Annotated in this window: 26 protein-coding genes and 1 pseudogene; 21 read left to right on the top strand and 6 right to left on the bottom strand. The window is 71.6% G+C overall.

The window, feature by feature from the left end; genetic code table 11:
• The 3 genes and pseudogenes from AWZ10_RS53900 to bioD all read left to right on the top strand — a co-directional run.
• Positions 1–140 (top strand): annotated as a pseudogene (locus tag AWZ10_RS53900) (biotin synthase BioB); the annotation flags it as partial.
• Entirely contained in the window at positions 133–1,431 is a 1,299-nt protein-coding gene (locus tag AWZ10_RS25765) for an adenosylmethionine--8-amino-7-oxononanoate transaminase (protein WP_078935674.1), read from the top strand. The pseudogene AWZ10_RS53900 and the gene AWZ10_RS25765, both read left to right, overlap by 8 nt.
• Before the next feature lie 14 nt (positions 1,432–1,445).
• Positions 1,446–2,165 carry a dethiobiotin synthase gene (bioD, locus tag AWZ10_RS25760; protein WP_060892114.1) on the top strand — a complete coding sequence of 240 codons (720 nt, stop codon included), beginning with the start codon at positions 1,446–1,448 and terminating at the stop codon, positions 2,163–2,165.
• A gap of 79 nt (positions 2,166–2,244) precedes the next feature.
• Here the strand turns inward: bioD and AWZ10_RS25755 are convergent, their stop codons facing one another.
• On the bottom strand, positions 2,245–4,398 hold the full coding sequence (locus AWZ10_RS25755) for a helix-turn-helix transcriptional regulator (RefSeq protein WP_208618551.1): 2,154 nt from the start codon (positions 4,396–4,398) through the stop codon (positions 2,245–2,247).
• Positions 4,399–4,567: 169 nt separating this feature from the next.
• Here AWZ10_RS25755 and AWZ10_RS25750 point away from each other — a divergent pair, with 169 nt between their 5' ends.
• Positions 4,568–5,254 (top strand): esterase/lipase family protein, encoded by a 687-nt coding sequence (locus AWZ10_RS25750; RefSeq protein ID WP_046707596.1) that lies wholly within the window; start codon positions 4,568–4,570, stop codon positions 5,252–5,254.
• Between the two features lie 201 nt (positions 5,255–5,455).
• Entirely contained in the window at positions 5,456–6,142 is a 687-nt protein-coding gene (locus AWZ10_RS25745) for a class I SAM-dependent methyltransferase (protein WP_046707595.1), read from the top strand.
• Here AWZ10_RS25745 and AWZ10_RS25740 read toward each other — a convergent pair.
• The gene (locus AWZ10_RS25740) at positions 6,111–6,485 is read right to left on the bottom strand and encodes a hypothetical protein (protein WP_060892112.1); all 375 of its coding nucleotides are present in this window, start codon (positions 6,483–6,485) and stop codon (positions 6,111–6,113) included. The two genes, AWZ10_RS25745 and AWZ10_RS25740, sit on opposite strands and share 32 nt — an antisense overlap.
• A gap of 4 nt (positions 6,486–6,489) precedes the next feature.
• A complete protein-coding gene (locus AWZ10_RS25735) occupies positions 6,490–6,729 on the bottom strand; it encodes a toxin-antitoxin system HicB family antitoxin (protein WP_046707593.1) in 240 nt (79 codons plus the stop codon).
• A gap of 252 nt (positions 6,730–6,981) precedes the next feature.
• Between AWZ10_RS25735 and AWZ10_RS25730 the strand changes: the two genes are divergently transcribed.
• The 14 genes from AWZ10_RS25730 (at position 6,982) to mug (ending at position 22,384) form a co-directional block, all read left to right on the top strand.
• Positions 6,982–7,869 carry an ABC transporter ATP-binding protein gene (locus AWZ10_RS25730; protein ID WP_060892111.1) on the top strand — a complete coding sequence of 296 codons (888 nt, stop codon included), beginning with the start codon at positions 6,982–6,984 and terminating at the stop codon, positions 7,867–7,869.
• A gap of 3 nt (positions 7,870–7,872) precedes the next feature.
• Positions 7,873–10,443 carry an FtsX-like permease family protein gene (locus AWZ10_RS25725; protein ID WP_060892110.1) on the top strand — a complete coding sequence of 857 codons (2,571 nt, stop codon included), beginning with the start codon at positions 7,873–7,875 and terminating at the stop codon, positions 10,441–10,443.
• 256 nt (positions 10,444–10,699) lie between these two features.
• Positions 10,700–11,581, top strand: coding sequence for an LLM class F420-dependent oxidoreductase (locus tag AWZ10_RS25720; RefSeq protein ID WP_046707590.1), 882 nt, complete (start codon positions 10,700–10,702; stop codon positions 11,579–11,581).
• Positions 11,582–11,690: 109 nt separating this feature from the next.
• A complete protein-coding gene (locus AWZ10_RS25715; RefSeq protein ID WP_060892109.1) occupies positions 11,691–12,116 on the top strand; it encodes a GNAT family N-acetyltransferase in 426 nt (141 codons plus the stop codon).
• Between the two features lie 203 nt (positions 12,117–12,319).
• Positions 12,320–13,732, top strand: a complete 1,413-nt coding sequence (locus tag AWZ10_RS25710) for a hemolysin family protein (RefSeq protein WP_244172543.1) — start codon at positions 12,320–12,322, stop codon at positions 13,730–13,732.
• The gene (locus AWZ10_RS25705) at positions 13,729–14,745 is read left to right on the top strand and encodes a hemolysin family protein (RefSeq protein WP_046707588.1); all 1,017 of its coding nucleotides are present in this window, start codon (positions 13,729–13,731) and stop codon (positions 14,743–14,745) included. The genes AWZ10_RS25710 and AWZ10_RS25705 overlap by 4 nt, the downstream gene beginning before the upstream one ends.
• 111 nt (positions 14,746–14,856) lie before the next feature.
• Positions 14,857–15,696 carry an SGNH/GDSL hydrolase family protein gene (locus AWZ10_RS25700; RefSeq protein WP_060892108.1) on the top strand — a complete coding sequence of 280 codons (840 nt, stop codon included), beginning with the start codon at positions 14,857–14,859 and terminating at the stop codon, positions 15,694–15,696.
• A 337-nt stretch (positions 15,697–16,033) separates the two neighbouring features.
• The gene (locus AWZ10_RS25695; RefSeq protein WP_060892107.1) at positions 16,034–16,429 is read left to right on the top strand and encodes a DUF5958 family protein; all 396 of its coding nucleotides are present in this window, start codon (positions 16,034–16,036) and stop codon (positions 16,427–16,429) included.
• 133 nt (positions 16,430–16,562) lie between these two features.
• Positions 16,563–17,903 carry a radical SAM family protein gene (locus AWZ10_RS25690; RefSeq protein WP_240439426.1) on the top strand — a complete coding sequence of 447 codons (1,341 nt, stop codon included), beginning with the start codon at positions 16,563–16,565 and terminating at the stop codon, positions 17,901–17,903.
• Positions 17,900–18,916 (top strand): aminotransferase class I/II-fold pyridoxal phosphate-dependent enzyme, encoded by a 1,017-nt coding sequence (locus tag AWZ10_RS25685; protein WP_060892105.1) that lies wholly within the window; start codon positions 17,900–17,902, stop codon positions 18,914–18,916. The genes AWZ10_RS25690 and AWZ10_RS25685 overlap by 4 nt, the downstream gene beginning before the upstream one ends.
• Positions 18,913–19,722 (top strand): class I SAM-dependent methyltransferase, encoded by an 810-nt coding sequence (locus AWZ10_RS25680; RefSeq protein ID WP_052769700.1) that lies wholly within the window; start codon positions 18,913–18,915, stop codon positions 19,720–19,722. Before AWZ10_RS25685 ends, AWZ10_RS25680 begins: the two co-directional genes overlap by 4 nt.
• 192 nt (positions 19,723–19,914) lie before the next feature.
• Positions 19,915–20,265, top strand: a complete 351-nt coding sequence (locus AWZ10_RS25675) for a DUF4326 domain-containing protein (protein ID WP_060892104.1) — start codon at positions 19,915–19,917, stop codon at positions 20,263–20,265.
• Positions 20,266–20,399: 134 nt separating this feature from the next.
• Positions 20,400–21,842 carry an adenylosuccinate lyase gene (purB, locus tag AWZ10_RS25670; protein ID WP_046707582.1) on the top strand — a complete coding sequence of 481 codons (1,443 nt, stop codon included), beginning with the start codon at positions 20,400–20,402 and terminating at the stop codon, positions 21,840–21,842.
• A gap of 44 nt (positions 21,843–21,886) precedes the next feature.
• The gene (gene mug, locus AWZ10_RS25665) at positions 21,887–22,384 is read left to right on the top strand and encodes a G/U mismatch-specific DNA glycosylase (protein WP_046707581.1); all 498 of its coding nucleotides are present in this window, start codon (positions 21,887–21,889) and stop codon (positions 22,382–22,384) included.
• A gap of 31 nt (positions 22,385–22,415) precedes the next feature.
• On the opposite strand, the gene AWZ10_RS25660 is transcribed toward mug, so the two are convergent.
• The 3 genes from AWZ10_RS25660 to AWZ10_RS25650 are packed head-to-tail and all read right to left on the bottom strand — an operon-like array spanning position 22,416 to position 24,574.
• A complete protein-coding gene (locus tag AWZ10_RS25660; RefSeq protein WP_060892103.1) occupies positions 22,416–22,859 on the bottom strand; it encodes a hypothetical protein in 444 nt (147 codons plus the stop codon).
• 42 nt (positions 22,860–22,901) lie between these two features.
• Complete coding sequence (locus tag AWZ10_RS25655) at positions 22,902–23,624, bottom strand: ABC transporter permease (protein WP_046707579.1); 723 nt, start codon at positions 23,622–23,624, stop codon at positions 22,902–22,904.
• Positions 23,625–23,626: 2 nt separating this feature from the next.
• Entirely contained in the window at positions 23,627–24,574 is a 948-nt protein-coding gene (locus tag AWZ10_RS25650) for an ABC transporter ATP-binding protein (protein WP_060892102.1), read from the bottom strand.
• 107 nt (positions 24,575–24,681) lie between these two features.
• Between AWZ10_RS25650 and AWZ10_RS25645 the strand changes: the two genes are divergently transcribed.
• Entirely contained in the window at positions 24,682–25,839 is a 1,158-nt protein-coding gene (locus AWZ10_RS25645) for a sensor histidine kinase (RefSeq protein ID WP_046707577.1), read from the top strand.
• Between the two features lie 40 nt (positions 25,840–25,879).
• Entirely contained in the window at positions 25,880–26,545 is a 666-nt protein-coding gene (locus tag AWZ10_RS25640) for a response regulator transcription factor (protein WP_046707576.1), read from the top strand.
• Positions 26,546–26,567 lie beyond the last annotated feature (22 nt).

Raw genomic sequence — 26,567 nt, 5'->3', positions numbered from 1 at the left:
GCGGGTCGCACGCGCAGGGTGGTGTCTGCGGTTCCGCGGCCGGGGCCCCGGCCGCGGAGACCTCGGCGGGCGAGGTTCGTACGGATCTCGTGGCCGTACGCCGTCGGGGCGCCGGAACCGACCTCGCGCCCAATGCCTGAGCTGCCCGACCTGCCCCACCTGGGCGTGCCCGAGCTGCTGGAGCTGGACCGGCGGCATGTGTGGCATCCGTACGGGCCCATGCCGGGCCGGCAGGAACCGCTCGTCGTGAAGTCGGCGAGCGGGGTCCGGCTGCAGCTCGCGGACGGCTCGGGTGAACTGGTGGACGGCATGTCGTCCTGGTGGTCGGCCATCCACGGCTACAACCACCCGGTGCTCAACGAGGCGGCGCGCGAGCAGCTCGGCCGGATGAGTCACGTCATGTTCGGCGGGCTCACCCATGAGCCCGCCGTGCGGCTGGCGAAGCACCTTGTCGACATGTCTCCCGAGGGGCTGGAGCATGTGTTCCTGGCCGACTCGGGGTCGGTCTCCGTCGAGGTCGCGGTCAAGATGTGCCTGCAGTACTGGCGCTCGCTCGGCCGCCCCGGCAAGCGGCGTCTGCTGACCTGGCGCGGCGGCTATCACGGCGACACCTGGCAGCCGATGTCCGTGTGCGACCCCGAGGGCGGGATGCACGAGCTGTGGCAGGGCGTCCTGCCCCACCAGGTGTTCGTGGACCCGCCGCCGGCCGAGTACGAGGAGTCGTACGCTCAGCTGCTGCGCTCGGCGGTCGAGCGGCACGCCGGCGAACTGGCCGCCGTGATCGTGGAGCCCGTGGTGCAGGGCGCGGGCGGGATGCGGTTCCACTCCCCCGCGTATCTGCGGGTGCTGCGCGAGGCGTGCGACGCGCATGACGTACTGCTGGTGTTCGACGAGATCGCGACCGGGTTCGGCCGTACGGGCGCGCTGTTCGCCGCCGACCACGCGGCGGTGACACCGGACGTGATGTGCGTCGGCAAGGCCCTGACCGGTGGTTATCTGACCATGGCGGCGGCCCTGTGCACCGCCCGGGTGGCCGACGGGATCTCACGGGGCGAGGTGCCGGTGCTGGCCCACGGCCCCACCTTCATGGGCAACCCGCTGGCGGCTGCCGTCGCCTGCGCCTCGATCGAACTGCTGCTCGGCCAGGACTGGCTCGCGGAGGTCAAGCGGATCGAGACGGGGCTGCGGGAAGGGCTGGCGCCGGTGCGCGGGCTGCCGGGGGTGCGGGACGTACGCGTCCTCGGCGCGATCGGGGTGGTGCAGCTCGATCACGCCGTCGACATGCGCGCCGCCACGGCGGCCGCGGTCGGCGAGGGCGTGTGGCTGCGGCCGTTCCGCGATCTCGTCTACACGATGCCGCCGTACGTCACGGGCGACGAGGACGTGGCGCGGATCGCGCGCGCGGTGTGCGCGGCGGCGACGGCGGGATGACGGAAGGGGATGACATGACGGTCCTGGTGATCACGGGGACGGGCACGGAGGTCGGCAAGACGGTCACCACGGCGGCCGTCGCGGCGGTGGCCCTGGCGTCCGGCCGGTCCGTGGCCGTCCTCAAACCCGCACAGACCGGTGTAGGGCCGGCCGAGCGCGGCGACGCTGACGAGGTGGCCCGGCTCTCGGGCGCCGTGACCGTCCGCGAACTCGCCCGCTATCCCGAGCCGTTGGCTCCCGCGACCGCCGCCCGGCGCTCCGGCCTCGCTCCGGTGCACCCCGAGGACGTCGCCGAAGCCGCGGCCAAACTGGCCGTCGACCACGACCTGGTGCTGGTCGAGGGCGCGGGCGGCCTCCTCGTCCGCTTCGACGAGGCGGGCGGCACGCTGGCGGACACGGCCCGGCTGCTCGGCGCACCGGTGCTCCTGGTCGCCTCCGCCGGGCTGGGCACCCTCAACACGACGGAACTGACGTCCCGCGAACTCGCCGTGCGCGAGGTGGAGTTGGCGGGTGTCGTCATCGGCAGCTGGCCCACGTCCCCCGACCTGGCGTCCCGCTGCAATCTGGCGGACCTGCCGGTGGTGGCGAACGCTCCGCTGCTGGGGGCGGTGCCTGCGGGGGCGGGGGCGTTGGCGCCTGGCGATTTCCGGGCGAGGGCGGGGGGTTGGCTGGCGCCGGCGCTGGGCGGGGTGTGGAACGCCGTTTCCTTCGGTGCCGCGGGAGTCGCGCCGTAGGGGTCCGGTGAGAGGCCTGACGCGGGTTCGTCGTTGCTGATCGCGCAGTTCCCCGCCCCTGAGGGGGCGCGCCCCGGCCTCACGTCTCCGCCTCCCCCAACAGCCTCACCAACTCGATCCTCGACCTGATCCCCAACCGGGAGAACACGCCCCGCAGATGGTGGTCGATCGTGCGCGGGCTCAGCAGCAACCTCGCGGCGATCTCCCGGTTGGTCGCGCCGTCCGCTGCCATGCGGGCGATCATGAGCTGCTGGGCCGTCAACCGGGTCGCGAGGTGCTCCGCGGCGGGGGCGGCGGAGGCGCGCTCACCCAGGGCGCGGAGTTCTGCGCGGGCCTGGGCCGCGCAGTGCGGGGAGCCGAAGTGGTCGAAGGCCTCCAGCGCGCTGTGGAGCCGGTCGCGGGCCTCGGTGCGGTTGCGGAGCCGCCGCAGGGCACTGCCGAAGAGCAGTTCCGTACGGGCGCGTTCGAAGTCACGGGTGCCGGCGGCGTGCAGGTCGAGGGCCGTGCGGTAGTGCTCGACGGCCTCCTCCCCGGTGGCGAGCAGCGCACGGCAGCGGGCGCTGAGGGCGAGGTCGTCGGCGCTGCGGACGGTACGGGCCCAGCGGTCGTAGTCGGCGTGCGCGGCACGGGCCACCCCGGTGTCGCCGGTGCGGACGGCGGCCTCGACGTAGTGCGGGGTGGCGAGGTGCCGGACGGCCCGGTGTCCGTGCCCGGGGCCGAAGCCGGCGAGCGCGCGGAGGCGGGCGGCCGAGGCGGCGTACCGTCCGGTGCTCAGGTCGAGGAAGGCGAGGGCGAACATGGCGAGCGCGGCGGGCAGTCCGAGGCCGCGTTCCAGGGCGAACGCACGGGCGGACTCGGCGCGCTCGCGGCACACCTGCTCGTCGCCGGTGACGGCCGCGAACATCGCGAGGGCTGCCTGGAGATGGCAGGCCCCGTTGTCCTGCCCGGTGGCGTACGCCTGGCGCAGGGCGTCCACGGTGGCGGCCTCGGCGGCCTTGGGGCGCCCGGTCCAGAACTCCGCGTAGGCCCGGAACTCCATGGCCTGCGGCACGGTGACCGTCTCGCCCCTGGCCCGCGCGGAGGCGGCGGCGCGGGCGGTGGCGGTGAAGGCGCGGGTGTGGTCGCCGAGAAGGAGGGCGGCGATCCCGGAGTGGATCAGCTGGGTGGGGTCACCGCCGGGACCGCAGCGGCCGGCGGCGGCTTCGAGGACGTCCCGCGCGTCGTCGTAGCGTCCCTCGAACGCGGCGGCGAGTGCGCCGAGGGTGCTGGGCGGCAGGATGCCGAGGCTGTCGGCGACGGCGGCGGCCTCCCGGCAGCGGCGGAGGTCCCCCGTGTAGATGGCGGCCTCGGTGGCTCGTGCCAACAGATGGGCGGCCCGGTCCGGGGTGTGGTCGCCGACATGCCGGACGGCGGCGGTGAGCAGGGCGTCGAAGGCCTCGGCCGCGTTTCCCGCGCGCAGGGCGAGGAGGCCGCCGAGGGCGTCGTCGTCGGTGGCGACGACGAGGCGGCGGGCCCGGTCGCCGTCGCCCGACTGCCACGCCTCGGCGGCCGCCTGGGCCAGCAGGGGCATGCGTTCGGCCGGTTCGGGGGTGAGCGCGGCGGCGCGTTCGGCGAGGGCGGAGGCGAGGGTGGGGTCGCCGATGGCACGTGCCACCCGTGCCGCCAGGCGGAGTTCGGCGGTGAGGCGGCGGCTGGGTCCGAGGGCGGCGGCAGCCCGGTGCCAGGACCGGCCGGGTCTCTCGCCCTCACCGTTGAGGACCGCGGCGAGGAGGCGGTGGGCCTCGCGCCGGTCGGTCATGGACGCCGACTCGTACACGGCGATCCGTGTCCAGGCGTCCTGGAAGACGATGCCCCGGGTGGTGGCGTGCGCGAGGCCCGCCGCCTCCGCCGTGTCGAGGGGTCGGGTGTCGAGCCCGGCCGCGGTGACGGCACGCGCGTAGGCGTGGGTCGCGACCGGGTGCTGGTCGGCGGCGGCGAGGAGCAGCAGGAAGCGGGTGTCGTCGGGCAGGGCCCGAACGTCCCGCCGGTGGCTTCGCAGCAGGGCGGGGGCCAGCGTCAGGGGCTCGGCGGGGAGCGGGTCGAGGCCCGTGAGCTGGCGTCGGGTCAGGGCGGCGGCGAGTTCCGCGGCGGCCCGCGGATCGCCGTGGGCGGCGTGCAGCAGGCGTACGCGCACGCCTTCGGACAGCGTGGGCGCGACGGCCGACGCTGCGTTCGGGCTCGACCACACGTTCATGGGGGGCGGTGGCGAGCGATGCGGAAGTTGTGGGGGGTTCACCGGAGTCACCACGCCCATCACGTTACTTGCGAGTTAACCAACCAGTAAAGACCGGCGATTTCGCCGATGCGGCGCGCGTAGACCCCCCTGACACTCCAGACGAACCCCACCCGTTTCAGGAGGCACCATGCAGCGCCGCATGCGCCGTATCGCCACGGCCCTCGCGACCGTGACCACCACGCTCCTTCTGTCGCTCTCCTTCTCCACGACCTCCGCCCGGGCCGCGACCCACAACCCCGTGGTCTTCGTACACGGTCTGAGCAGTTCGTCCAGCAGCTGGGACGACTGGATCGCGTACTTCAAGGCCGACGGCTACACGTCCTCCGAGCTGTACTCCTGGTCCTACGACTGGGGTCAGTCCAACACCACGACCGCCGCACAGCTCAAGACCAAGATCCAGAGCGTGCTCGCCACGACGGGCGCCTCCAAGGTCGACGTGGTCGTCCACTCGATGGGCGCGCTCAGCTCCCGTTACTACCTCAAGAACCTCGGCGGGACGGCGTACGTGGACGACTTCGTCTCCACGGCCGGTGTGAACCACGGGACGACCGTCGCCGGCTGGTGTCGGTGGCTCTACACGTCCTGTGGCGAGATGTACACCGGCAGTTCGTTCCTGACCTCGCTCAACTCGGGTGACGAGACGCCGGGCAGTGTGTCGTACGCCAGCTACTGGTCGAACTGCGACGACGCGCTCACCCCGGACACCTCGGCGATCCTCAGTGGCGCGACGAACGTCGAGGTCGGCTGTGTCTCGCACAACGACATGAACAACGACGAGGGCGTCTACGACCAGGTCCGGGCCTTCATCGCCTGACCCTCCCGGCGGACGACACCTCGTACGCCTCGTACACCCCATGCCCGTCGCGTGGCCTCCTCCCCAGGGACACGCGGCGGGTGAGCCGTTTCCCGCCCCGGTCCACGAAGGGTGAGCCGGCGCTTCTCCGGGCCGTGACGGGTGAGCCGGTGCTTCCCGGGGGACAATCGCAGTATCTGCCGTCCTCTTCGGGAGGCCCTCATGGCCCGAGCCCGCGCCACGAAGGACGCCGTGCACCACCCCCTCTTCGCCCGGTTCTACGCGAGACTGAGCGTGTCGGCGGAGCCGAGGATCGGCCCCCTGCGGGACGAGCTGCTCGCCGGGCTGTCGGGGCGGGTCATCGAGATCGGCGCCGGAAACGGTCTGAACTTCGCGCGCTACCCGGCCACGGTCGCGGAGGTGGTGGCGATCGAACCGGAGCACTCCCTGCGGCAGTTGGCCCTGGAGTCCGCCCTGCGCGCCGAGATGCCGGTGGACGTGGTGCCGGGCGCGGCGGAGGCGCTGCCGGTCAAGAGCGAGGCGTTCGACGGGGCCGTCGTGTCATTGGTGCTGTGCAGTGTGCGGGACCTGCGGCGCTCGCTGAGCGAGGTGCGGCGGGTGCTGCGTCCCGGCGGTGAGCTGCGGTTCTTCGAGCACGGCCGGGGCGGCGGACGGGTGATGCGCACCGCCCAGCGGGGGCTGGACGCCACGGTGTGGCCGTTGCTGTTCGGCGGCTGCCATGTGTCCCGCGACCCGGTCGGCGCGATCCGGGCCGCCGGATTCGAGATCGGGACGGTCCGGGAGATCCTGGTGCCCGAGCAGGGGCCGCGGCTGCCCAGCTCCTACTGCGTGGTGGGCCGGGCCCGGCGGCCCGGCGTCACAGACTCCACTGGCGCAGCTCCTGGGTGATGTCGTGCACGGTGGCCTCGCCCCCCTTGACCAGTCTGGCCAGGTCGCGCACCTGATCGGCGGAGGTGACGACCTTGACGCCGCTGGCCACGAGATAGCCGTAGGCGACGGCGGAGGCGAAGAGCGCGTTGGAGCGCTCCAACGCCGGGACGTGCATGAGGAGTTGCAGGAGGGCGGCGGCTCGGGCGTGCGGGGTGTCGTAGACGGGGACGTCGAAGATCTCGGCCTCGTGCCGGGCGACGGCCGCGACGAGGGCACCCCAGTCGATGACCTGCGGATCTCCGGGCGTCTTCCGTTCGGCGACCATCAGAAGCCAGGCGAGGTCGATTCTGAGCTGGCTCAAGGGATCAGCGACGTCCCTCGCGCCGGCCTTCGGGCTCGGTGCCGAACTCCTCGGCGAAGACCGCCTCGTACTGCTTCATGAAGTCGGCGGCGGACTCGACGAAGGTGTGACCCGCTTCGCCGGTGTCCTGCCGGACCAGCTCCTCGATGTACCGGTTCACACTCATCCCGCGCTCCAGGGCTCGTTCACGGGCGGCTCGGGCCGTGTCCTCGTCCACCCGTACGTTCAACTGGGTCTTGGCCATGCTTCGACGCTAGCGCCGAAGTGCTAGCGGGGGCAAGGGCACCTTTGCCGCACACCACCCCGGAGGGCCCGCCCGGCCTCCCCTTGAAAGCCCTGAGGGTCCATTTTTGAGTGCCCCTTACATCGATACCGGAAACCCGACCTGTGATGGAGACGGCCTCGGACTTCGGGGGGATTCCTGCTGTGCCCTGCATCACACTAGGCTCGGCCGGGAGTGCCCGGAATTCGAACTGGTTCGAGCCTGGAGGCCGTTTTGTCCACTGCTGCCGCTGAGCACCCCCTCGGCCGCGCGGAAGCCGACGGCATCGCCGCCCGCGCCCGGGGCCTGACGAAGGCGTACGGCTCGGGCGAGACGACGGTGCTCGCCCTCGACTCGGTCGACGTGGACATCGCGCGCGGCCGCTTCACCGCGGTCATGGGCCCCTCGGGCTCGGGCAAGTCCACGCTGATGCACTGTCTGGCGGGGCTCGACACCGTCTCCGCCGGACAGGTGTGGCTCGGGGACACCGAGATCACCGGCCTCAAGGACCGGGACCTGACCCGGCTGCGCCGGGACCGGATCGGCTTCATGTTCCAGTCCTTCAACCTGATCCCCACGCTGAACGCGGCCGAGAACATCACCCTGCCGATGGACATCGCGGGCAAGAAGGCCGACGAGAAGTGGCTGAACCAGGTCATCGACACGCTCGGGCTGCGCGACCGGCTGGGGCACCGGCCCTCCCAGCTCTCCGGCGGCCAGCAGCAGCGCGTCGCCTGCGCCCGCGCGCTCGCCTCCCGGCCCGAGCTGATCTTCGCGGACGAGCCGACCGGCAACCTCGACTCCCGCGCCGGGCTCGAAGTGCTCGGCTTCCTGCGCGAGGCGGTCGACCGGCTGGGCCAGACGGTCGTCATGGTCACCCACGATCCGGGCGCGGCCGCCCACTCCGACCTGGTGCTCTACCTCGCCGACGGGCGGATCGTGGACCGGATGGAGCGCCCGACCGCCGAAGCGGTCCTGGAACGCATGCGCCTCTTCTCCGGGGGGAACCCCCACACACCCGGGTCCGACGCCGTCCGGGCGACCCTCGACGGCAAGGGCGCCCCCACCGGTGGGGGCGCGGGCCGGTCCGCCGGCGAGTCCATCCACCTCGACAAGGACTGAGCCGTGCTGAAGGCGACCCTGCGGAGTTTCCTCGCGCACAAGGGGCGGCTGCTGCTCTCGGCACTGGCGGTCGTTCTGTCCGTCGCGTTCGTCGCGGGCAGCCTGATCTTCTCGGACACGGTCACCCGTACCTTCGACCGGCTCTTCGCCTCCACCTCGGCGGATGTGACCGTGGGCCCGAAGGACGACGATCTGACGGGGCAGCTGCCGACCGGGGCCGTCGAGACCGTGCCCGCCTCGCTCGCGCAGCGGATCGCGGGCATCGACGGCGTCGCGGACTCCCATGTCGACGCGGCCGTCGAGAACGTCACGGTCGTCGACAGCGAGAACGAGTCGGTGGGGCCGACGACCGGCGCTCCCACCGTCGCCACCAACTGGTACCTCACCGACCGCAGTCCGGTGAAGCTGACCGGCGGACACGCGCCGGAGGGCCCCGGCCAGGCGCTCCTCGACGCGGACACCGCGAAGAACAAGGACGTGCGGATCGGCGACACCCTGACCGTGCTCGCCCGGCCGGGCTCCTTCGAGGTGAAGGTCGTCGGCATCGCCACCTTCACCACCACCAACCCCGGCGCCGCGCTGGTCTATCTGGACACCCGGGCCGCGCAGACCGAGCTGCTGGGCGATCCCGAGGCCGCCACCACCATCTCCGTGACCGCCGAGCCCGGGGTGAGCGACGACCAGCTCAAGCAGCGGATCGCCGACGAGCTGGGGCCGACGGCGTACGAGTACCAGACCGCCGACGAGCAGGCCGAGTCGGCCGCGGCCTCGCTCGGCGGATTCCTCGACGTCATCAAGTACGTGATGCTCGGCTTCGCGGGGATCGCGACGCTCGTCGGGATCTTCCTCATCGTCAACACCTTCTCCATGCTCATCGCCCAGCGCACCCGTGAACTGGGCCTGTTGCGCGCGCTGGGCGCCGACCGGCGCCAGGTACGGCGGTCGGTGCTGACCGAGGCCGCGCTCCTCGGCCTGGTCGGGTCGACGCTCGGCCTCGCCGCGGGCATCGGGCTGGCCTTCGGGCTGATCGAGCTCATGGGCGCCTTCGGAATGAACCTGAGGTCGACCGAGATGGTGATCGACGTGGAGACGCCGATCGCGGCGTACGTCGTCGGGCTCGGCGTCACCTTCGTGGCGGCCTATCTGCCGGCGCGACGGGCGTCGACCGTGTCACCGATGGCGGCCCTCTCGGACGCCGAGATCGCCGGGGTGGGGCGGCCGCTGAAGGTGCGCGCGGTGGCCGGCGGGATCGTCGGGGCGGCCGGTGCCGCGGCGCTCCTGGGGTGCGCGGTGTCGTCGGACACCGGTTCGGCGGCCTCCCTGCTCGGCCTCGGCGTGGTCCTCACACTCGTCGCGACCGTCATCGCGGGACCCCTGCTCGTACGGCCCGTGATCCGGGTCCTCGGCGGCGCGTTCCCCGCGCTGTTCGGCTCCGTCGGCCGGATGAGCCAGCGCAACGCCCTGCGCAACCCGCGCCGGACCGGGGCCACCGCCTCCGCGCTGATGGTGGGGATCGCGCTGGTCGGCGGCATGTCCGTGGCGAGCGCGTCGATGGCCAAGTCCTTCGACGACGAGATCGACAAAACGCTGGGCGCCGACTTCGTCATCCAGAACCAGAACTTCATGCCGTTCCCGCAGGAGGTCACCGACAAGGTCCGCGCCACGGACGGCGCCGGTCTCGTCGTACGGCAGCGGTTCACCCCGGTCGCGGTACGGCTTCCGGACGGCGAGCGGATCGAGACGACCGCAGCGGCCTACGACGGACGGCTCGACGAGGTCGCGAACGTCACCTACGCCCGGGGCGACAGCGCCGCCGCACTGGGGGACGGTGCCATCGCCATGGACGCCGAGTTCGCGCGGGAACACGACGTGACGGTGGGCAGCACGATCCCGGTGCGGTTCCCGGCCGGGAAGAACACCGAGCTGAGAGTGGCCGCGCTGACCGACCAGGACACCGCCGACGGCTTCGGGGTGCAGGGTGGGCTGTACTTCGGGATGGGCACCATCGAGAAGTACGTGCCCGAGGGGCAGGACTCGGCGCTGTACGTGAACGCCGGCTCCGGCGTCGGCGCCGACGAACTGCGCGCGAACCTGGAGCGGACGCTGGACGCGTACCCGCAGGTCCAGGTCCGCGACCAGGCCGACTACAAGGAGCTGATCCGCAACCAGATCGCCGTACTCCTCTATCTCGTCTACGCGTTGCTCGGCCTGGCGATCGTCATCGCGGTGCTCGGGGTGGTCAACACCCTCGCCCTGTCGGTGGTCGAGCGCACCCGGGAGATCGGGCTGCTGCGCGCGATCGGGCTGGCACGGCGGCAGTTGCGGCGGATGATCCGGCTGGAGTCGGTGGTGATCGCCGTGTTCGGAGCGGTTCTCGGGCTCGCGCTGGGCCTGGTCTGGGGAGTGTGCGTACAACAGGTGCTGGCCCTGCAGGGCATGAAGGCGCTGGCGATCCCGTGGGGCACGGTCGTAGCCGTCGTGATCGGCTCCGCGGTCGTGGGTGTCGTGGCGGCCCTGCTGCCGGCGCTGCGCGCGTCCCGGATGAACGTGCTGGCGGCCATCGCGCACGAGTGAGAGTGCGCGCGGGCGGTGGCGGCGAGGGTGTGGGAGTGCGCTCGCGGGCGGTGGCGGCGGGCGTGTGAGAGTACGCGGGCGGGCGGTGGGAGCGGGCGTGTGAGAGTACGCGGGCGGGCGGTGGGAGCGGGCGTGTGAGAGTGCGCGCGGGCGGTGGCGGCGGGCGTGTGGGCGTGTGGGCGTGCTGGCGGCATACGCACACCGGTGATGTACTCACCGGCATGTCCGCTCCGTCCCTTTGAGATGAGGAGAGTTCATGCCGCGCCCGTTCCGCTTCGGAGTCAACTTACTCAGCCCCACGTCGGCCGGGGAGTGGCGCGCGAAGTGCCGCCGCGCCGAACAGCTCGGCTACGACGTGATCCTGGTCCCGGACCATCTCGGCATGCCGGCCCCGTTCCCGTCCCTGGTCGCCGCGGCGGAGGCGACCGAGCGTCCACGGCTCGGCACGTTCGTGCTGAACGCGGGCTTCTGGAACCCGACACTGCTGGCACGCGAGGTCGCCACCACGGACGCGCTGACCGGCGGGCGTCTGGAGCTGGGGCTCGGCACCGGGTACGTACCGGCCGAGCACGAGAAGGCCGGTCTGCCCTGGGGTTCGCCGGGCGAGCGCGTCGACCATCTGCTGCGCACCGTCGAGGAGTTGGACCGGCTTCTCGGCTCCGAGGAGCACGAACCACGTCCGGCGCAGCGACCCCGGGTGCCGCTGCTCATCGGCGCCAACGGCGACCGGATGCTGCGGATCACCGCCGAGCACGCGGACATCGCGGCGTTCACGGGTGCGCGGACGGTGGCGGGCGGCAAGCTGGAACCGCTGACCGCCGACGAACTCGACGAAAGGGTGGGCCGGTACCGGGAGTTCGCCGCCGGGCGGAAGGAACCCGCCGAGCTGAACCTCCTGATACAGATCGTCGCGCTCGCCGAGGACCGCGGCGCCGCCGTGCGGCCGTGGCTCGACCACCTCCCGAACCTGAGCGAGGAGCAGGCACTCCAACTGCCGCTGGTCCTGGTGGGGACCCTGGGGGAGATCGTCGACCAGGTGCTGGCACAGCGGGAGCGGTACGGATTCTCGTATCTGACGGTCCTGGAGCCGAACATGGAGATCTTCGCGAAGGTCGTCGAGGCGCTGCACGGCAGGTGATGCGGGTGAGCGGGGTCGGTGCGGGTCCGGTCCGGACCGCCATCACGCGCTCACTGTCCGGATCCTGGAATTCCAGGTCGCCGTCCGGCCCGCGTGATGGGATCGCGCCATGACCGACCTGCGCATACGGGCCGCGACGCCCGACGATCTCGACGCCGTCCTCGCCTTCTGGAAGGTGGCCGCCGAGGGCACCAGCATCAGCGACGACCGCGAGGGCGTCGAACGGCTGGTGGCCCGTGACCCCGAGACGCTGATCCTCGCCGAGCTGGACGGCGAACTGGTGGGCACGGTCATCGCCGGCTTCGACGGCTGGCGGTGCCATCTGTACCGGCTCGCGGTGCACCCCGAGCGGCGGCGGAAGGGCATCGGCTCGGCGCTGCTCACCGCGGCCGAGGAGCGGTTCGTCCGGCTCGGCGGGCGGCGCGGCGACGCGATGGTGCTCGTAAGCAACGCGACGGCCCAGCATGCCTGGCGGGCGGCCGGGTACGCGCCCGAGGAGAAGTGGCGGCGCTGGGTGAAGCCGCTCGGGGGCTGAGGCCGGGAGAGCACCGAGGCGGCGGGAGGAACTTTGCCGGTCCTTTACCATGGGTGGACCAGTCAATCTCTACGGAAAGGTTGTGAGCGTCCGCCCATGGGCGAGCCTCCCAGTACCCGCCCCGGTGCACCACGTGGCCGAGCCGGTGCACGACATCGCGCGATCCTCCCGCCCCTGCCCGATCATGGGACGGAGGTGACCCGATGACCGAAGTGCTCCTCCTTCTGGTGGCGGTGCTGCTCTCGCTGATCTGTGGTGCCTTCGTCGCCGCCGAGTTCTCGCTGACCACGGTCGACCGCGGCCGGCTGGAGCGGGCCGTGGAGCGTGGCGAGCGGGGTGCCGCCGGCGCCCTGAAGGCCGTACGGAATCTGACGTTCCAGCTCTCCGGTGCCCAGCTCGGCATCACCGTCACCAACCTGGTGGTCGGCATGCTCGCCGAGCCGTCCGTCGCCAAGCTGATCGCGGGCCCGCTGGAGGCGGTCGGCGTACCGGGTTCCGCGTCGAGTTCGGTGGCGCTGGTGATCGGTACGGCGCTGTCGACCGTCGTTCTGATGGTCGTCGGCGAGCTGGTGCCCAAGAACTGGGCGATCTCCGCGCCGCTGCCGGTGGCGAAGAAGGTGGCGAACCCGCAGCGCTGGTTCAGCGCCGCGTTCCGGCCCTTCATCACCCACCTCAACAACACCGCCAACCGTCTCGTACGCCTCTTCGGCATCGAGCCCGCCGAGGAGCTGGCCTCCGCACGCGGCCCCCAGGAGCTGGCGGCCCTCGCCCGGCACTCGGCCAAGGAGGGCGCCCTGGAGGCGGACACCGCCGAGCTGTTCGTGCGGACACTGAACCTCGCCGACCTGACCGCGGAGAACGTGATGACCCCGCGCGTCCAGGTCATCGCCCTCGACGCGCAGGCGACCTGCGAGGACGTGGCGAACGCGACCCGGGCCACCGGCCTGTCCCGTTTCCCCGTCTACCGGGGCGGCCTCGACTCGGTCGTCGGCACCGTGCACATCAAGGACGTCCTCGCCGTCCCCGCGGAGCGCCGGCTGCACACCTCCGTCGCGGAGCTGCTGCGCGAGCCGCTGCTCGTCCCCGAGTCGCTGACCGTGGACCGGGTGCTGGACCGGCTCTCGGGCAAGCGCACGATGGCCGTCGTCATCGACGAGTACGGCGGCACCGCCGGTGTGGTGACCCTGGAGGACATCGTCGAGGAGGTCGTCGGCGAGGTGCGGGACGAGCACGACCCGCACGAGACGCCCGACCTGGCCCCCGTCGGCACCGACGAGCACGGCCGCGAGCTCTACTCGGCCGACGGCTCGGCCCGCACCGACCAGCTGGCCCGGGTGGGCCTGCGCGTGCCGGACGGACCGTACGAGACGCTCGCGGGTCTCGTCGCCACCGAGCTGGGCCGCATTCCGGCCGTCGGCGACACCGTCGAGGTCGTCGGCTGGCGACTCGACGTGGTGGACGCCTCCGGGCGCCGGGCCGCGCGGGTGCTGCTGCACGCGCCGGTCGCCTCCGACGAGGGGCACGAGGAGTGCGAGAAACGCGAGAAGCGCGTGAAACACGAGGAGCACGAGAGCCACGAGGAGCACGAGCACGAGCACGAGGAGGAGACGCGATGACCGCCGTCCAGCTGCTGATCGGTTTCGCGACGCTGGTCGTCAACGCCTTCTTCGTGGGCGCCGAGTTCGCCCTGATCTCCGTACGCCGCAGCCAGATCGAACCGTACGCCGAGCAGGGCGACCGGCGGGCGCGCAGCGTTCTGTGGGGTCTGCAGCACGTGTCCGCGCTGATGGCGGCCGCGCAGCTCGGCATCACCCTGTGCACCCTGGTCCTCGGTGTGGTCGCGGAGCCCGCGATCGAGCACCTGCTGGAGCCGCTGTTCCACGCGATGGGCGTGCCGGAGGGCGCGGGCCACGTGGTGTCCTTCGTGATCGCCCTGGCGCTCGCCACCTACCTCCACATGCTGCTCGGCGAGATGGTGCCGAAGAACATCGCCCTCGCGGAGCCGGTGCGCAGCGCCCTGCTGCTCGGCCCGCCGCTGGTGACGCTCTCGCGCGCGCTGCGCCCGGTGATCTTCACGATCAACGCCTTCGCCAACGCCCTGCTGAAGCTGATGCGGATCGAGACGAAGGACGAGGTCACAGCCGCCTTCTCGGACACCGAACTCGCCCGTCTGGTCCGGGACTCCAGCAAGGCCGGCCTCATCGACGACCGCGCACAGGAACGGTTGCGCGACGCGTTGGAGCTGGGCCGCCGGCCCGTGCGCGACGTCGTGCTCCCGCTGGAGCGGGTCGTCTACGCGGGCATGGGCGTCACCCCGGAGGAGCTGGAGCGGCTGTCGGCCGAGTCCGGTTTCTCCCGCTTCCCCGTGGTCGACGAGGGGCGCCGGATCGTGGGCTACCTCCACGTGAAGGACGCGCTCGACGCGACGCCGCGCGACGTGCCGTTCTCCGTCCGGGACATGCGGTCCATCGCCCGGGTCAGGGAGACCACACCGCTGGACGACGTGCTCTCCGCGATGCGGCGCAGCCGGACGCACCTGGCGGCCGTACTGGGCGAGGACGGGCGGCTCGCGGGCATCGTGACCATGGAGGACGTGCTGCGGGAGCTGTTCGGGCAGCCGACCGTGTGACCGTCCGGGGCCCTGCCCGTGGTGGAGCGGGCCAGGTGACGAGGCCGGGGATACGGACCGAGAAGGCCGACCGACCGCCAGGTATGTGAACGCGATAGCATCGTTTCCGCCATGCAGACGAATCCCACATACTCCAGCCTTGTCACCCTCGGCGACTCCTTCACCGAGGGCATGTCCGACCTCCTCCCCGACGGTTCGTACCGGGGCTGGGCGGATCTCCTCGCGGGCCGCATGGCCGCGCGGACGCCCGGCTTCCGGTACGCCAACCTCGCGGTGCGCGGAAAACTGATCGGACAGATCGTCGCCGAGCAGGTGGAGGTCGCGGCCGCGATGGAGGCGGACGTGATCACACTGGTCGGCGGCCTGAACGACACCCTCCGGCCCAAGTGCGACATGGGCCGGGTGCGCGCTCTCCTGGAAGAGGCCGTGGAGCGCCTCGCCCCCTCCTGCAAACAGCTCGTCCTGATGCGCAGCCCCGGCCGCCAGGGCCCCGTCCTGGCGCGGTTCCGGCCACGCATGGAGGAACTGTTCCACTGCATCGACGAGCTGGCCGCCCGCCACGGCGCCCTCGTCGTCGACCTGTACAGCGCGCCCTCGCTGGGCGATCCCCGCATGTGGGACGTGGACCGGCTGCACCTGACACCCGACGGGCACCGCCGGGTCGCCGAAGCGGTCTGGCAGAGCCTCGGCTACGACGTGGAGGACGCGGAGTGGCGGACGCCGATGCCCATGACGTCGCCGCCCGGGTGGACCGCCCGGCAGGTGGCCCACGCGCGGTTCGCCCGGCAGTACCTGCTGCCGTGGATCGCCCGCCGCCTCACGGGCCGCTCCTCGGGGGACGGCCGGACAGGCGCCCAGTTCAGCGCCGAGCTGGGCAAAGCCTTTTGGGTCACCCCTGTGGACCACACGCACCCCGGCCCTGTGACGGACTGGCGACGGGTGGGGCCCTGACCCGGAGCCCCGCCCGGCTGCCATGCGCCGATTGAACGCGGGGCGCCGCCTCCCTCCCTGCCCATGGCCCGCGGTTGTTGTTGCGCAACGTCATGGGTGAGCTCAGACCACTTGCCTCGGGAGAAGAGCCTCCAGTTACACGCGCGCCGCCATGCCGGCGTTGGCTTCGTCCTGGCACGCGAGGGCATCCTCCTCGACCAGGTGCACCCGCTTCGGACCACCCGCTGGGCCGACGACGCCGAAGGCGCGCCGAAGGCGCGGCCGACCCGGCGGTGCTGCCCGGTATCCTGATCACCGCGACGGAGAGGCCAGAAGCGTCCGTCCCACGGGGGCAGTCATGAACGAACGCGACGTCCTGCTCAACGAGCTCGCGCAGGGGCTGCGCCCGATGTCAGAGGGCGTCGAATGGTTCGACGGCCTCAGCCACGAAGAGCAGTCCGAGGTGCTGTTGTTCCTGCGCCATCACTGCGTCCAGGCGCGCGCCGTCGCAGAGGATGCACCGGAGAGCATCCGCCGTGCCGAGCTGCGCGCGACGCATACGCCCGCAGTACTGATCTCACGAGGCCGGATGGACGAGCAACTGGGAAAGATCGCCACTCTCACGCCTCTCGACGAACGCCGCAAGGCGTTCAGGCTGCTGATCGCGGTGCTCACGGTTGCCGACGCGCGGCGCCGCGAGCGTTTCTGCTCCGGCGGCTGCACTCACTGGTGGCACAGACTGTCCGTCGCCTGACAACCCGGCACCGCACTCCTGAAAGTCAGCGACAGGGCGGGGCGTGTCGTTGGCGACGGATCGGATCAGGGCACCGCGTTCCGCCTGCAATTCGGCCCATGTCGTCCGGGTCCCGTTCATGCATGATGACGACATGAACCATGGCGACCAGCGCTTCCACGTCATCGTGCTGTCGAACTTCGCGAAGGGCTTCGACAAGTACGCGTTCGCTTACGGTAAGGCGGGGATTCCGGAGAGTACCTATCCCGACCGGTTCCACCTGCTGACCCGCGCGGAGTTGGGAATCGGCATCGGCAAGGCGCGACGCCTGCTGGACCGTCTGGCCATTCCTGGCGACCGGCTGCTGGTGCTGGAAACCACGGTGGACCCCGACAAGTTGGTGCCCAACGTGTCGACCGGTCTCGGCATGGAACTGCACGAGGCTCGCATCCGGTTGTCAGCAGTCCACGAACTCGACCAAGCAGGCGACGAGTTCACTCTGCGCCCGACGACCGTCGAGGATGCGATGGCGGCATCCCTGCACCTGCACGGTTCGGCTCTGCGTCGCTACGCCGACACGCGACCGCGCTCGGTGTCGCTTCTGCCGGTCGCCTCCGCCTGCCAGGCCCGGTGTTCGTTCTGCTTCTCCTCGGCTTCGATCTCCAGCGACCAGGCGCCGGCACGGGTCCCGTGGGACGCGGTCGCCCAGTGGCTGGAGCGCGCCCGTGCGGCGGGTGCCGAGCGTGCGGTGATCACCGGCGGCGGGGAGCCCACGCTCATACCGTTCGAACAGCAGCTACGACTGGTGTCCGCCTGCTCGGCGGCCCTCCCGAAGGTCGTCCTGATCACCAACGCGCACACCCTCGCGAAAGGCGAACACGCTGACCGGGCCGACCGTCTCGCGGCCCTGAGCGCCGCGGGCCTGAGCGTGCTGGCGGTCTCCCGGCACCATCAGGACGACGCCGTCAGCGAGCGGGTGATGATGCTGCGCACACCGGTGAGCTCCGTGATCGACACCTGGCGCGTGGAACGTGACCGCTGGCCCGGGCTGCGGATGAGGCTGATCTGCGTGCTCCAGCACGGCGGTGTCGCCGACGCGGCCGGGGTCGCCGACTACCTTTCGTGGGCCGCGGCTCTCGGTGTCGAGGAAGTCTGCTTCAAAGAGCTCTACGTATCCACCAGCACCGAGTCGCTCTACTTCGACCGCGCCGCCAACGTGTGGAGCCGAGAGCACCAGGTGTCGCTGTCCGTCGTCACCGGGTTCGCCGAGCAGCACGGCTTCGAGCTGGCGAGCCGCCTGCCCTGGGGCGCGCCGGTCTACCACGGCAGCTGGGACGGACGGCCGATGCGGATCGCCGCCTACACCGAGCCCAGCCTGCTCTGGGAACGCACCAGCGGGATCGCCCGCAGCTGGAACGTCATGGCCGACGGACGCTGCTACGCCTCCCTGGAAGACCGGGCCAGCGAGATCGTGCCGGAAGGCGCGGCGGCATGAGGTTCGAGGAGTTCCAGGAATTCCGGCAGCGGCAACTCAGTGCATCCTCGTCGCTTCTGGACGCCGCCGAGACCAACGTGTACCGGGCGCTCGCTCCGATGCGACCGGCACCGCCGACCGACAAGAGGACGGTGCACCGGTGCGATCTCGCCCGTGCCTGGCTGCGGCGCTTCGAGCTGCCGGAAGAGTGGTCGGGCCGCGCCATGGTCTGTCGCGGGGTCCGGCACGGGCTCGGTGTGGTGTTCCACCGGCTGCGCGCCGTGCAAGCGCGGTTGTGGCTGCCCAGCGACGTGTACCCGGTCTACTTCGAGCTGGCCCGCGCTGCGGGCCTGACGCCCGCGTCCTACCCGACGCTGCCGGCGCCGGCCCTGCCGGGATCGCCGGCCGACGACCGGCCCGAATACCTGCTGCTCGCCAACCCCAGCAAGCCTCTCGGCCGATACCTGTCCGATGCCGAGTGCGCCGCGGTGATCGCGTGGTTGCGGGAATCACCACGCCGCCGCCTGCTGATCGACAGCGTCTACGACCTGGGAGCCCCGTTCGCCGCCGGCACACGGCGGTTGCTGGACACCGGTTGCGCGGTCATCCTGCATTCGGTCACCAAGGGATGGCTGTGGCCACGCACGTTCGGCGTGGTCCTGCTGGGCCCGGCGCACGCCGAATTGGCCGAAGCGTTCCGGGTGGATCCGCCCACGCCGGCACAGCTGAGGCTCGCCGACCGCCTGCTGACCGAGCACAGCGACGTGCCCCGGCAGGTCGTCGACGAACTGGCCGCACGGGCTGAGCGGTTGTTCGAACGGTTGCCGGACGAAGTGCTCGGGGCGATTCCCACGGCGAGCCGGACGTGTCCCGGCAACTACTTCTTCCCGGTTGAACTCCCGGCGGAGACGCTCCAGCGCGAGTGCGGCGTGCTCGCCATGCCGGTCAGCGTGTTCGGGGAGAGCAGTTGGTCCGGCTCCGTCCTGACCAGCCTCGCTGACGCTTTCGGCCCGACGCCGACGGTGGCGCGATGAAGCCACTGGAGGACCTGGCCGTGTACGACGATGCGGACTTCTACGATCAGGAGTTCACCGCGCGCACCCACGACATCCCGTTCTTCCTCGGCCAAGCGGTCCGGGCGGGCGGTCCGGTCCTGGAGGTGGCCTGCGGAACCGGGCGCATCACCCTGCCGATCGCGCGGGCGGGTGTCGAGGTCACCGGGCTTGACATCATGCCCTCGATGCTTGCGCGTGCCCGTCAGCGGGCCGAGGACGAGCGACTGCCGGTCGAGTGGCTGCAACAGGACTGCCGAGACATCCGCTCCGACAGGCGCTTCGCCCTGGTGTTCTCGGCAACCAACGCGATGCAGCACCTGCACGACCTGGATTCCGTGGTCGCGTTCCTCGTCTCGGCGCGCAACGTGCTGCGACCGGGCGGGACCCTGATCCTGGACGTGTTCAACCCCGACATGGCCAAACTGTGCCGGCTCCCCGAGTCGCCCTACCACCACAAGTCGGTCGCGGACCGGGACGGGGCGAAGCTCGACGTGCGAGCGACGACCAGCTACGACGCCGCCGCCCAAGTGCTGCGCTTCACGCTGGACTACCTACGCGACGGCGTGTGTGTACGCACCAAGAAAGTCAGCATGCGCTGCTTCTTTCCCGAGGAACTCCTGGCGCTCTGCCGACTGGCCGGTCTCGACGTCGCGCAGCGCTACGGGGACTACGATCAATCCCGGTTCACGAGCACCTCGCCGAAGCAGCTCCTGTTCTGCCACTCCCGGACCGCCGACGGCCAGATCGGCGATCCGCCGTCGGTACCGGTCGGGCATCCGAGCTGAGCCGGCACCGCATCCCGGGCAACATGCCTGTTCGAAGGCCGCACGAGCGGTGATCCTCGCTGCCGCCCCCGCGTTCCGGACCGGTTGACCCCATGGGTCCACCGTCCGGGGACGGCCTGTCGGCGAAGAGGCCCGAGTTGCTGCCGTACGAAGGTCCACTAGCGTAGGGAGCCGCCGTACCGGGAGGCGCGTGTGACCACGACCGTGATCAACCTCAAGGGCCGCATCCGCGACTTCGGCCCCCGGCTGCAGTTCGCCCCCGACGACCTGGTGTACATCGGCCGCCGCTGGACCATGGGCCACTGGGACCTGCCTCGGCATCCGCTCTACAACCCGTTCCAGTACGACACCGAGAAGAAGAAGCGCGACGGGACGCGGGCCGAGGTCATGACGAAGTACCGGGAGTATCTGACGGCCGACCCCGAGCTGCTGGCCCTCGTACCGGAGCTGCGGGGGAAGACGCTGGCCTGCTGGTGCGCGCCGGAGCCGTGCCACGGGGACATCCTGGCGGAGATCGCCGACACGTCGGGCTCCTCTCCGTAGCTCATTCGCAGGTCGTCGCAGGTCGCCGCAGGTCGTCGCAGGCCCTTCGTTGACCCTTCGCTGGCTCCTTCGTAGGTTCCTCTGAAGCGACCCTCGGCGCTCACCTGCACGAATCGCCAGTAGAATCCGTACACGTGACTTCCGCGCCAGCCAAGCCCCGCATCCCGAACGTCCTCGCCGGACGCTACGCCTCCACCGAGCTCGCCACGCTCTGGTCGCCCGAGCAGAAGGTGAGGCTCGAGCGGCAGCTCTGGCTGGCCGTGCTGCGGGCCCAGAAGGACCTCGGCATCGAGGTGCCGGCCGAGGCGCTCTCCGACTACGAGCGGGTCCTCGACACCGTCGACCTGGCCTCCATCGCCGAGCGCGAGAAGGTCACGCGGCACGACGTGAAGGCGCGGATCGAGGAGTTCAACGACCTCGCCGGGCACGAGCACGTGCACAAGGGCATGACGTCCCGCGACCTCACCGAGAACGTCGAGCAGCTGCAGATCCGGCTCTCGCTGGAGCTGGTCCGCGACCGTACGGTGGCGGTGCTGGCGCGCCTCGGCAGGCTGGCCGGTGAGTACGGCGAGCTGGTCATGGCCGGCCGCTCGCACAACGTGGCCGCGCAGGCCACCACCCTCGGCAAGCGGTTCGCGACCGCCGCCGACGAGCTGCTGGTGGCGTACGGCCGGGTCGAGGAGCTGCTCGGCCGCTACCCGCTGCGCGGTATCAAGGGTCCGGTGGGCACGGCCCAGGACATGCTGGACCTGCTGGGCGGGGACGCCGCCAAACTGGCGGAGCTGGAGGACCGGATCGCCGGGCACCTCGGCTTCGCGCAGGCGTTCACCTCCGTCGGCCAGGTCTACCCGCGCTCGCTGGACTACGACGTGGTGACAGCCCTGGTTCAGCTGGCGGCGGCGCCGTCCTCGCTGGCGAAGACGATCCGGCTGATGGCCGGGCACGAGCTGGTGACCGAGGGCTTCAAGCCGGGTCAGGTCGGTTCGTCCGCCATGCCGCACAAGATGAACACCCGCTCCTGCGAGCGCGTCAACGGCCTCATGGTCATCCTGCGCGGCTACGCCTCGATGACCGGCGAGCTGGCCGGCGACCAGTGGAACGAGGGCGACGTGTCCTGCTCGGTGGTGCGCCGGGTCGCGCTGCCGGACGCATTCTTCGCGCTGGACGGCCTGCTGGAGACCTTCCTGACCGTCCTCGACGAGTTCGGCGCCTTCCCTGCCGTCGTCGCCCGTGAGCTGGACCGCTATCTGCCGTTCCTCGCCACGACCAAGGTGCTGATGGGCGCGGTGCGCGCGGGCGTGGGCCGTGAGGTCGCGCACGAGGCCATCAAGGAGAACGCCGTCGCCTCCGCGCTCGCCATGCGCGAGCAGGGCGCCGAGCGCAACGAACTCCTCGACAAGCTCGCCGCCGACGACCGCATCCCGCTGGACCGCGCCCAGCTGGACGCGCTGATGGCCGACAAGCTCTCCTTCACGGGCGCCGCGGCCGCCCAGGTCGCCGTGGTCGTCGGCCGCATCGAGGAGATCGCGAAGCAGCGCCCGGAGGCCGCCGGCTACACGCCGGGGGCGATCCTCTGACCCGCTACACCCAGGCCGAACTGGAGGCCGCCCGCGACCGGCTGGTGCCGGACGTCACCGCGGACGGCCTCCGGGTCCTCTTCTGCGGCATCAACCCGGGGCTCATGACGGCGGCGACCGGCCACCACTTCGCCCGCCCCGGCAACCGCTTCTGGCCCGTCCTGCACCTGTCCGGCTTCACACCCCGACTCCTCACGCCGTCCGAGCAGGACGAGCTGCCGTCGTACGGGCTCGGCATCACGAACGTCGTCGCGCGGGCCACTGCGCGGGCCGACGAGCTGACAGCGGAGGAGTACGTCGAAGGCGGGCGTCTGCTGGCCACCAAGGTGGAGGAGCTCCGACCGCGCTGGCTCGCGGTGGTCGGCGTGACCGCCTACCGGGCGGCCTTCGGTGACCGCAAGGCCGCCGTCGGACCGCAGGAGCGGACGATCGGGGTCTCGCGCGTGTGGGTGCTGCCCAATCCCAGCGGGCTGAACGCGCACTGGACGGCGGCGACGATGGCGGAGGAGTTCGGGCGGCTGCGGGTGGCGGCGGAGGACTGACCGGCGGGGCTCGACCAGGCGGGCAGGCCCGTCATGGTGGGTCGATCTCCGTGATCAGCGCGATGAGTTGGAACGGCAGTTCCTTGTCCCACTGGGAGACGCCGAGGGCCACCCAGCGGCCGTGGCCGTTCGCCTGCCACAGGTGCACATCGGGCACGTGCGAGCTGAGCGGCCCCCATGGCTCGGGTATGTCCTCGCCCTCCTGACAACGGCCGGACACGCTCCACAGGCTGAAGACGTCCGGCGGTCCCCAGCGCTCGGTGAGCCGCTCCGACAGCGCGTCCCTGTCCGCCTCGAACTGGGCCTCGGTCTCCTCCCGTCGCGTGCCGTCGTCCTCCCAGAAGTCCCCGCTCGTCCCTAACTCGGCGACGTGGTAGCCGGGACCGGCCGTGCCGGTGTCCGACCGGCCGTGCGTCGCGGGGAACTCCTCGGAGCACAGCCGGTCGATCGTGACGAGATGCCGCGCGATGGTCATGCACTCCAGTAAAGCGCGCACCACTGACAAGGTGGCGCTGCGTCAGGCGTCCCGCCGCCCAACACTCCACGCACCCGCCACCAGCGCGGCCGCCGACCACAGCGCCGTCACCGCCAGGCCGCTCCATGGCCCGAGCGCGCCGTCGGACGTCTGGTGGAGGATCACCTGGCCCGCCTTGTCGGGCAGGAAGTCCGCGATGCCGCCGGAGACTCCCCCGACGACGAAGGACACGATGAGCAAAAACGGGATGAGAATGCTCAGGGTGGCCACGCCGCTGCGCAGGAGGGCGGTCAGGCCGGCCGCGAGGAGGGCCATCAGGGCGAGGTAGACGCCGCAGCCGACGACGCCGCGCAGGCCCTCGACAGCCGAGAGTCCGCTCGCCCTGTCGCCGAGGACGGTCTTGCCGACGGCGAGGCCGACGCATCCGGAGAGCAGGCCGACAGCCAGAGCCGGTACGCCTGTCGCGACCGCCTTGGCCGTGAACCACCGGCCCCGGCGGGGTACGGCGGCCAGCGAGAGTCCGAGGGCGCCGCCCTGGAACTCGGACGAGACGGCCGTCGTGCCGAAGGCGACGGCCGCGGCCTGACCGAAGTTGACACCGAAGAACGCGGCGTAGAGCGGGTCGAAGTGCGTGCCGTCGGAGTCGAGTCCGGCGAGCGCGGAGAAGGTCGCGGTCGCGAGGACGACCGCGAGGAGGGCCCACCGCATCGACCGCAGGGTACGGATCTTGATCCACTCGGAATGGAGGACGGGTACGAACGCCATGGTCAGGCCTCCTTGGACCGGGCGGGAGTGGCGACCGCGGAGGAAGCGGCGGTGAACTCGGCCTCGGTGGCCGTCAGATCGAGGTAGGCCTGCTCCAAGGTGCCCTCCTCTGCGGCGAGTTCGAGGATCGGCAGGCCGACGCCGGAGGCGAGACGGCCGATGTCGTCCACGCGCGCGTCGAACACGGTCCGGCCTCCCTGCTCGCCCTCCGCCGTCCGGTAGCCGTGCCGTGCCAGGAGGTCGGTGAGGGCGTCGGTGTCCGTGGAGCGCACTCGTACGCGGGGCCGCACGCGCGCGTGGATGAACTCCCGCATGGGGGTGTCGGCGAGAAGGCGGCCGCGGCCGAGGACGATCAGGTGGTCGGCGAAGGAAGCGGTCTCGTTCATGAGGTGGCTGGAGACCAGGACGGTCCGGCCTTCGCGGGCGAGGCGGCGCAGCAACTCCCGGATCCAGATGATCCCTTCGGGATCGAGGCCGTTGGACGGTTCGTCGAGCAGGACGACGGGCGGATCGCCGAGCAGGGCCGTCGCGATGCCGAGGCGCTGGCGCATGCCCAGGGAGTAGGTCTTCACCCGGCGCCGAGCGACCTTCGCCAGGCCCGTCTCCTCCAGTACCTCGTCCACGCGGGCGGGGGCGAGGCGGTTGCTCGCCGCGAGCGCGCGCAGATGGTCTCGGGCGGTGCGTGATCCGTGCGCGGCCTGCGCGTCGAGCAGGGCTCCCACATGGCGCAGAGGCTCGTCGAGGTCGGCGTAGGCGCGGCCGCCGACGGTGGCGGTGCCGGCGGTGGGCCGGTCCAGGCCGAGGACGAGCCTCATGGTGGTGGACTTCCCGGCGCCGTTGGGGCCGAGGAAGCCGGTGACTCGGCCGGGCTCCACACGGAAGGTGAGGTGGTCCACGGCGCGGACGGTGCCGTACTCCTTGGTGAGGTCCTGCACGTCGATGCTGGTCATGGGACCAGCCTGGCCGCCGGCCGGGTGGCGGGCCTCCCCCGCGGGTGGAGAGCTTCTCCCCCGCCCGGGGGAGGCTCGTTGTCGGTGGCGGCTGCCACGATGACCGAATGGCCCGCTTCCTGCGCCCGGTGATCCGGGGGACGACGTACACGCGCCTGCTGCATCTGTGGGTGCCGATGCTGATCGTCAGCCTCTGGATGTTCATCATGCCCACGCACCCGTGGGTGCCGGCGCTGTTCCTGATCCCGCTCGGGTTGGTCCCCGCCGTTCGGCTGGGCGAGGGGGTGCAGGCGCGGTTGCTGTTGACGCCGGGTGAGGAGGAGAGATCGGGGATCTCCGTGGGGCCGGCGGCCACATGGCGGGACCGGTTTCGCACGGTGCTCTGGCTGGAGGTACGGATGGTCCTCGGGGCGCTGGCTCTGGCGGCCACCGCCTGGCTGCCCATCCTCGCCCATGACTTGATCCGGGTCGCGTCGGGCCACATGGCGCGGGGCAACCCGGTGCTGCGCGATGTTCAGCCGCACTGGGCGTACGCCCTCCTGGCACCCGTCACCCTCGTCCTGGCGTTCGCCGCCGTGGTCGGTCTGGGCGAACTGATCACCGCGGTCGCCCGCCGCCTGCTGGGGCCTTCGGCCGCCGAGCGGCTCGCCGCCCTGGAGGAGCGGACCGAGCAGCTGCTGGAACGCAGCCGGATCGCCCGGGAGTTGCACGACTCCATAGGGCACGCTCTGACCGTGGCGGTGGTACAGGCCGGCGCGGCGCGGGCAGCCGGCGATCCGGCGTTCACCGACCGTGCGCTCGCTGCCATCGAGGACACCGGCCGGGCCGCGCTGGAGGATCTGGAGCGGGTGCTGGGAGTGCTGCGGGAAGCCGACCGGCCCGTTCGGAGCAGGCCCACGCTGACCGAGGCCGACCGGCTGCTGGAGTCGGCGCGGAACTCCGGCGCGAAGGTGGACGCCGAGTTGTCGGGACCGCTGGAGACGGTACCCGGCCCGGTCTCCCGCGAGGGTTACCGCATCCTCCAGGAGTCGCTGACCAATGTGCTCCGGCACGCGGGCGGCGCCCCGGTCCGGGTGCGGATCACGGTCGCGGACGGCGGCCTCGACCTGGAGGTCCGCAATCCGCTGACGGCACGGATACCGGGTCCCGGCCGGGGCAGCGGGCTGCGCGGCATACGCGAACGGGCTGCGCTGCTCGGCGGCCGGGCGTCGACCGGACCCGATCGGGGTGACTGGCAGGTCCGCGTCGAACTGCCGCTGAGCTGAACGACCGTTCGACCTCAAGGAGCTGCTCTACGCTGGCGGGATGCCGCCGATCACCGTTCTGCTCGTCGACGACGAACCCCTCGTACGTGCCGGTCTGCGGGCCGTTCTGGAGGCGCAGCCGGACATCGAGGTCGTCGGGGAGGCGGCGGACGGTGCCGCGGTGATCCCGCTGGTGCGGCAGCTGCGGCCGAGCGTCGTCGCCATGGATGTGCGTATGCCGCTGCTGGACGGCATCGAGGCCACGCGGGCGGTGCTGCGGACCGTGCCGCAGCCGCCCAAGATCCTCGTGGTGACGACCTTCGAGAACGACGAGTACGTGTACGAGGCGCTGCGCGCGGGCGCGGACGGCTTCCTGCTGAAGCGGGCCCGGCCGGCCGAGATCGTGCACGCGGTCCGGCTGGTCGCCGAGGGTGAGTCGCTGCTGTTCCCGGCCTCGGTACGGCAGTTGGCCGCCGAGTACGGCGACGGGGTGGGCAACCGGGCGGCGCGGGCGGTCATGGAGCGTGCAGCGCTGACCGAGCGCGAGGCGGAGGTGCTGCGGCTGATGGCCCGGGGCCTGTCGAACGCGGAGATCGCGGCCCGGCTGATCGTCGGCACCGAGACGGTGAAGTCGCACGTCAGCGCCGTACTGGCGAAGCTCGGGGCGCGGGATCGTACGCAGGCGGTGATCGCGGCGTACGAGTCGGGGTTCGTGGCACCCGGCTGAGCCGGGGCCGGACGCGGGCCCG

It is taken from the genome of Streptomyces europaeiscabiei, assembly GCF_001550375.1.
Classification (GTDB): domain Bacteria; phylum Actinomycetota; class Actinomycetes; order Streptomycetales; family Streptomycetaceae; genus Streptomyces; species Streptomyces europaeiscabiei.
The sequence above is the reverse complement of the archived record's forward strand: the minus strand, read 5'-3'. Positions and strand labels throughout refer to the sequence as shown.

Coding starts and splice junctions, on each gene's coding strand:
- AWZ10_RS25710 (WP_244172543.1), top strand. CDS start 12,320: ATGACCGAAGTGCTCCTCCTTCTGGTGGCGGTGCTGCTCTCGCTGATC.
- AWZ10_RS25750 (WP_046707596.1), top strand. CDS start 4,568: ATGCAGCGCCGCATGCGCCGTATCGCCACGGCCCTCGCGACCGTGACC.
- AWZ10_RS25655 (WP_046707579.1), bottom strand. CDS start 23,624: ATGGCGTTCGTACCCGTCCTCCATTCCGAGTGGATCAAGATCCGTACC.
- AWZ10_RS25700 (WP_060892108.1), top strand. CDS start 14,857: ATGCAGACGAATCCCACATACTCCAGCCTTGTCACCCTCGGCGACTCC.
- AWZ10_RS25755 (WP_208618551.1), bottom strand. CDS start 4,398: ATGAACGTGTGGTCGAGCCCGAACGCAGCGTCGGCCGTCGCGCCCACG.
- AWZ10_RS25745 (WP_046707595.1), top strand. CDS start 5,456: ATGGCCCGAGCCCGCGCCACGAAGGACGCCGTGCACCACCCCCTCTTC.
- bioD (WP_060892114.1), top strand. CDS start 1,446: ATGACGGTCCTGGTGATCACGGGGACGGGCACGGAGGTCGGCAAGACG.
- AWZ10_RS25735 (WP_046707593.1), bottom strand. CDS start 6,729: ATGGCCAAGACCCAGTTGAACGTACGGGTGGACGAGGACACGGCCCGA.
- AWZ10_RS25765 (WP_078935674.1), top strand. CDS start 133: ATGCCTGAGCTGCCCGACCTGCCCCACCTGGGCGTGCCCGAGCTGCTG.
- AWZ10_RS25705 (WP_046707588.1), top strand. CDS start 13,729: ATGACCGCCGTCCAGCTGCTGATCGGTTTCGCGACGCTGGTCGTCAAC.
- AWZ10_RS25720 (WP_046707590.1), top strand. CDS start 10,700: ATGCCGCGCCCGTTCCGCTTCGGAGTCAACTTACTCAGCCCCACGTCG.
- AWZ10_RS25715 (WP_060892109.1), top strand. CDS start 11,691: ATGACCGACCTGCGCATACGGGCCGCGACGCCCGACGATCTCGACGCC.
- AWZ10_RS25660 (WP_060892103.1), bottom strand. CDS start 22,859: ATGACCATCGCGCGGCATCTCGTCACGATCGACCGGCTGTGCTCCGAG.
- AWZ10_RS25690 (WP_240439426.1), top strand. CDS start 16,563: ATGAACCATGGCGACCAGCGCTTCCACGTCATCGTGCTGTCGAACTTC.
- AWZ10_RS25685 (WP_060892105.1), top strand. CDS start 17,900: ATGAGGTTCGAGGAGTTCCAGGAATTCCGGCAGCGGCAACTCAGTGCA.
- AWZ10_RS25680 (WP_052769700.1), top strand. CDS start 18,913: ATGAAGCCACTGGAGGACCTGGCCGTGTACGACGATGCGGACTTCTAC.
- AWZ10_RS25645 (WP_046707577.1), top strand. CDS start 24,682: ATGGCCCGCTTCCTGCGCCCGGTGATCCGGGGGACGACGTACACGCGC.
- AWZ10_RS25650 (WP_060892102.1), bottom strand. CDS start 24,574: ATGACCAGCATCGACGTGCAGGACCTCACCAAGGAGTACGGCACCGTC.
- AWZ10_RS25640 (WP_046707576.1), top strand. CDS start 25,880: ATGCCGCCGATCACCGTTCTGCTCGTCGACGACGAACCCCTCGTACGT.
- AWZ10_RS25695 (WP_060892107.1), top strand. CDS start 16,034: ATGAACGAACGCGACGTCCTGCTCAACGAGCTCGCGCAGGGGCTGCGC.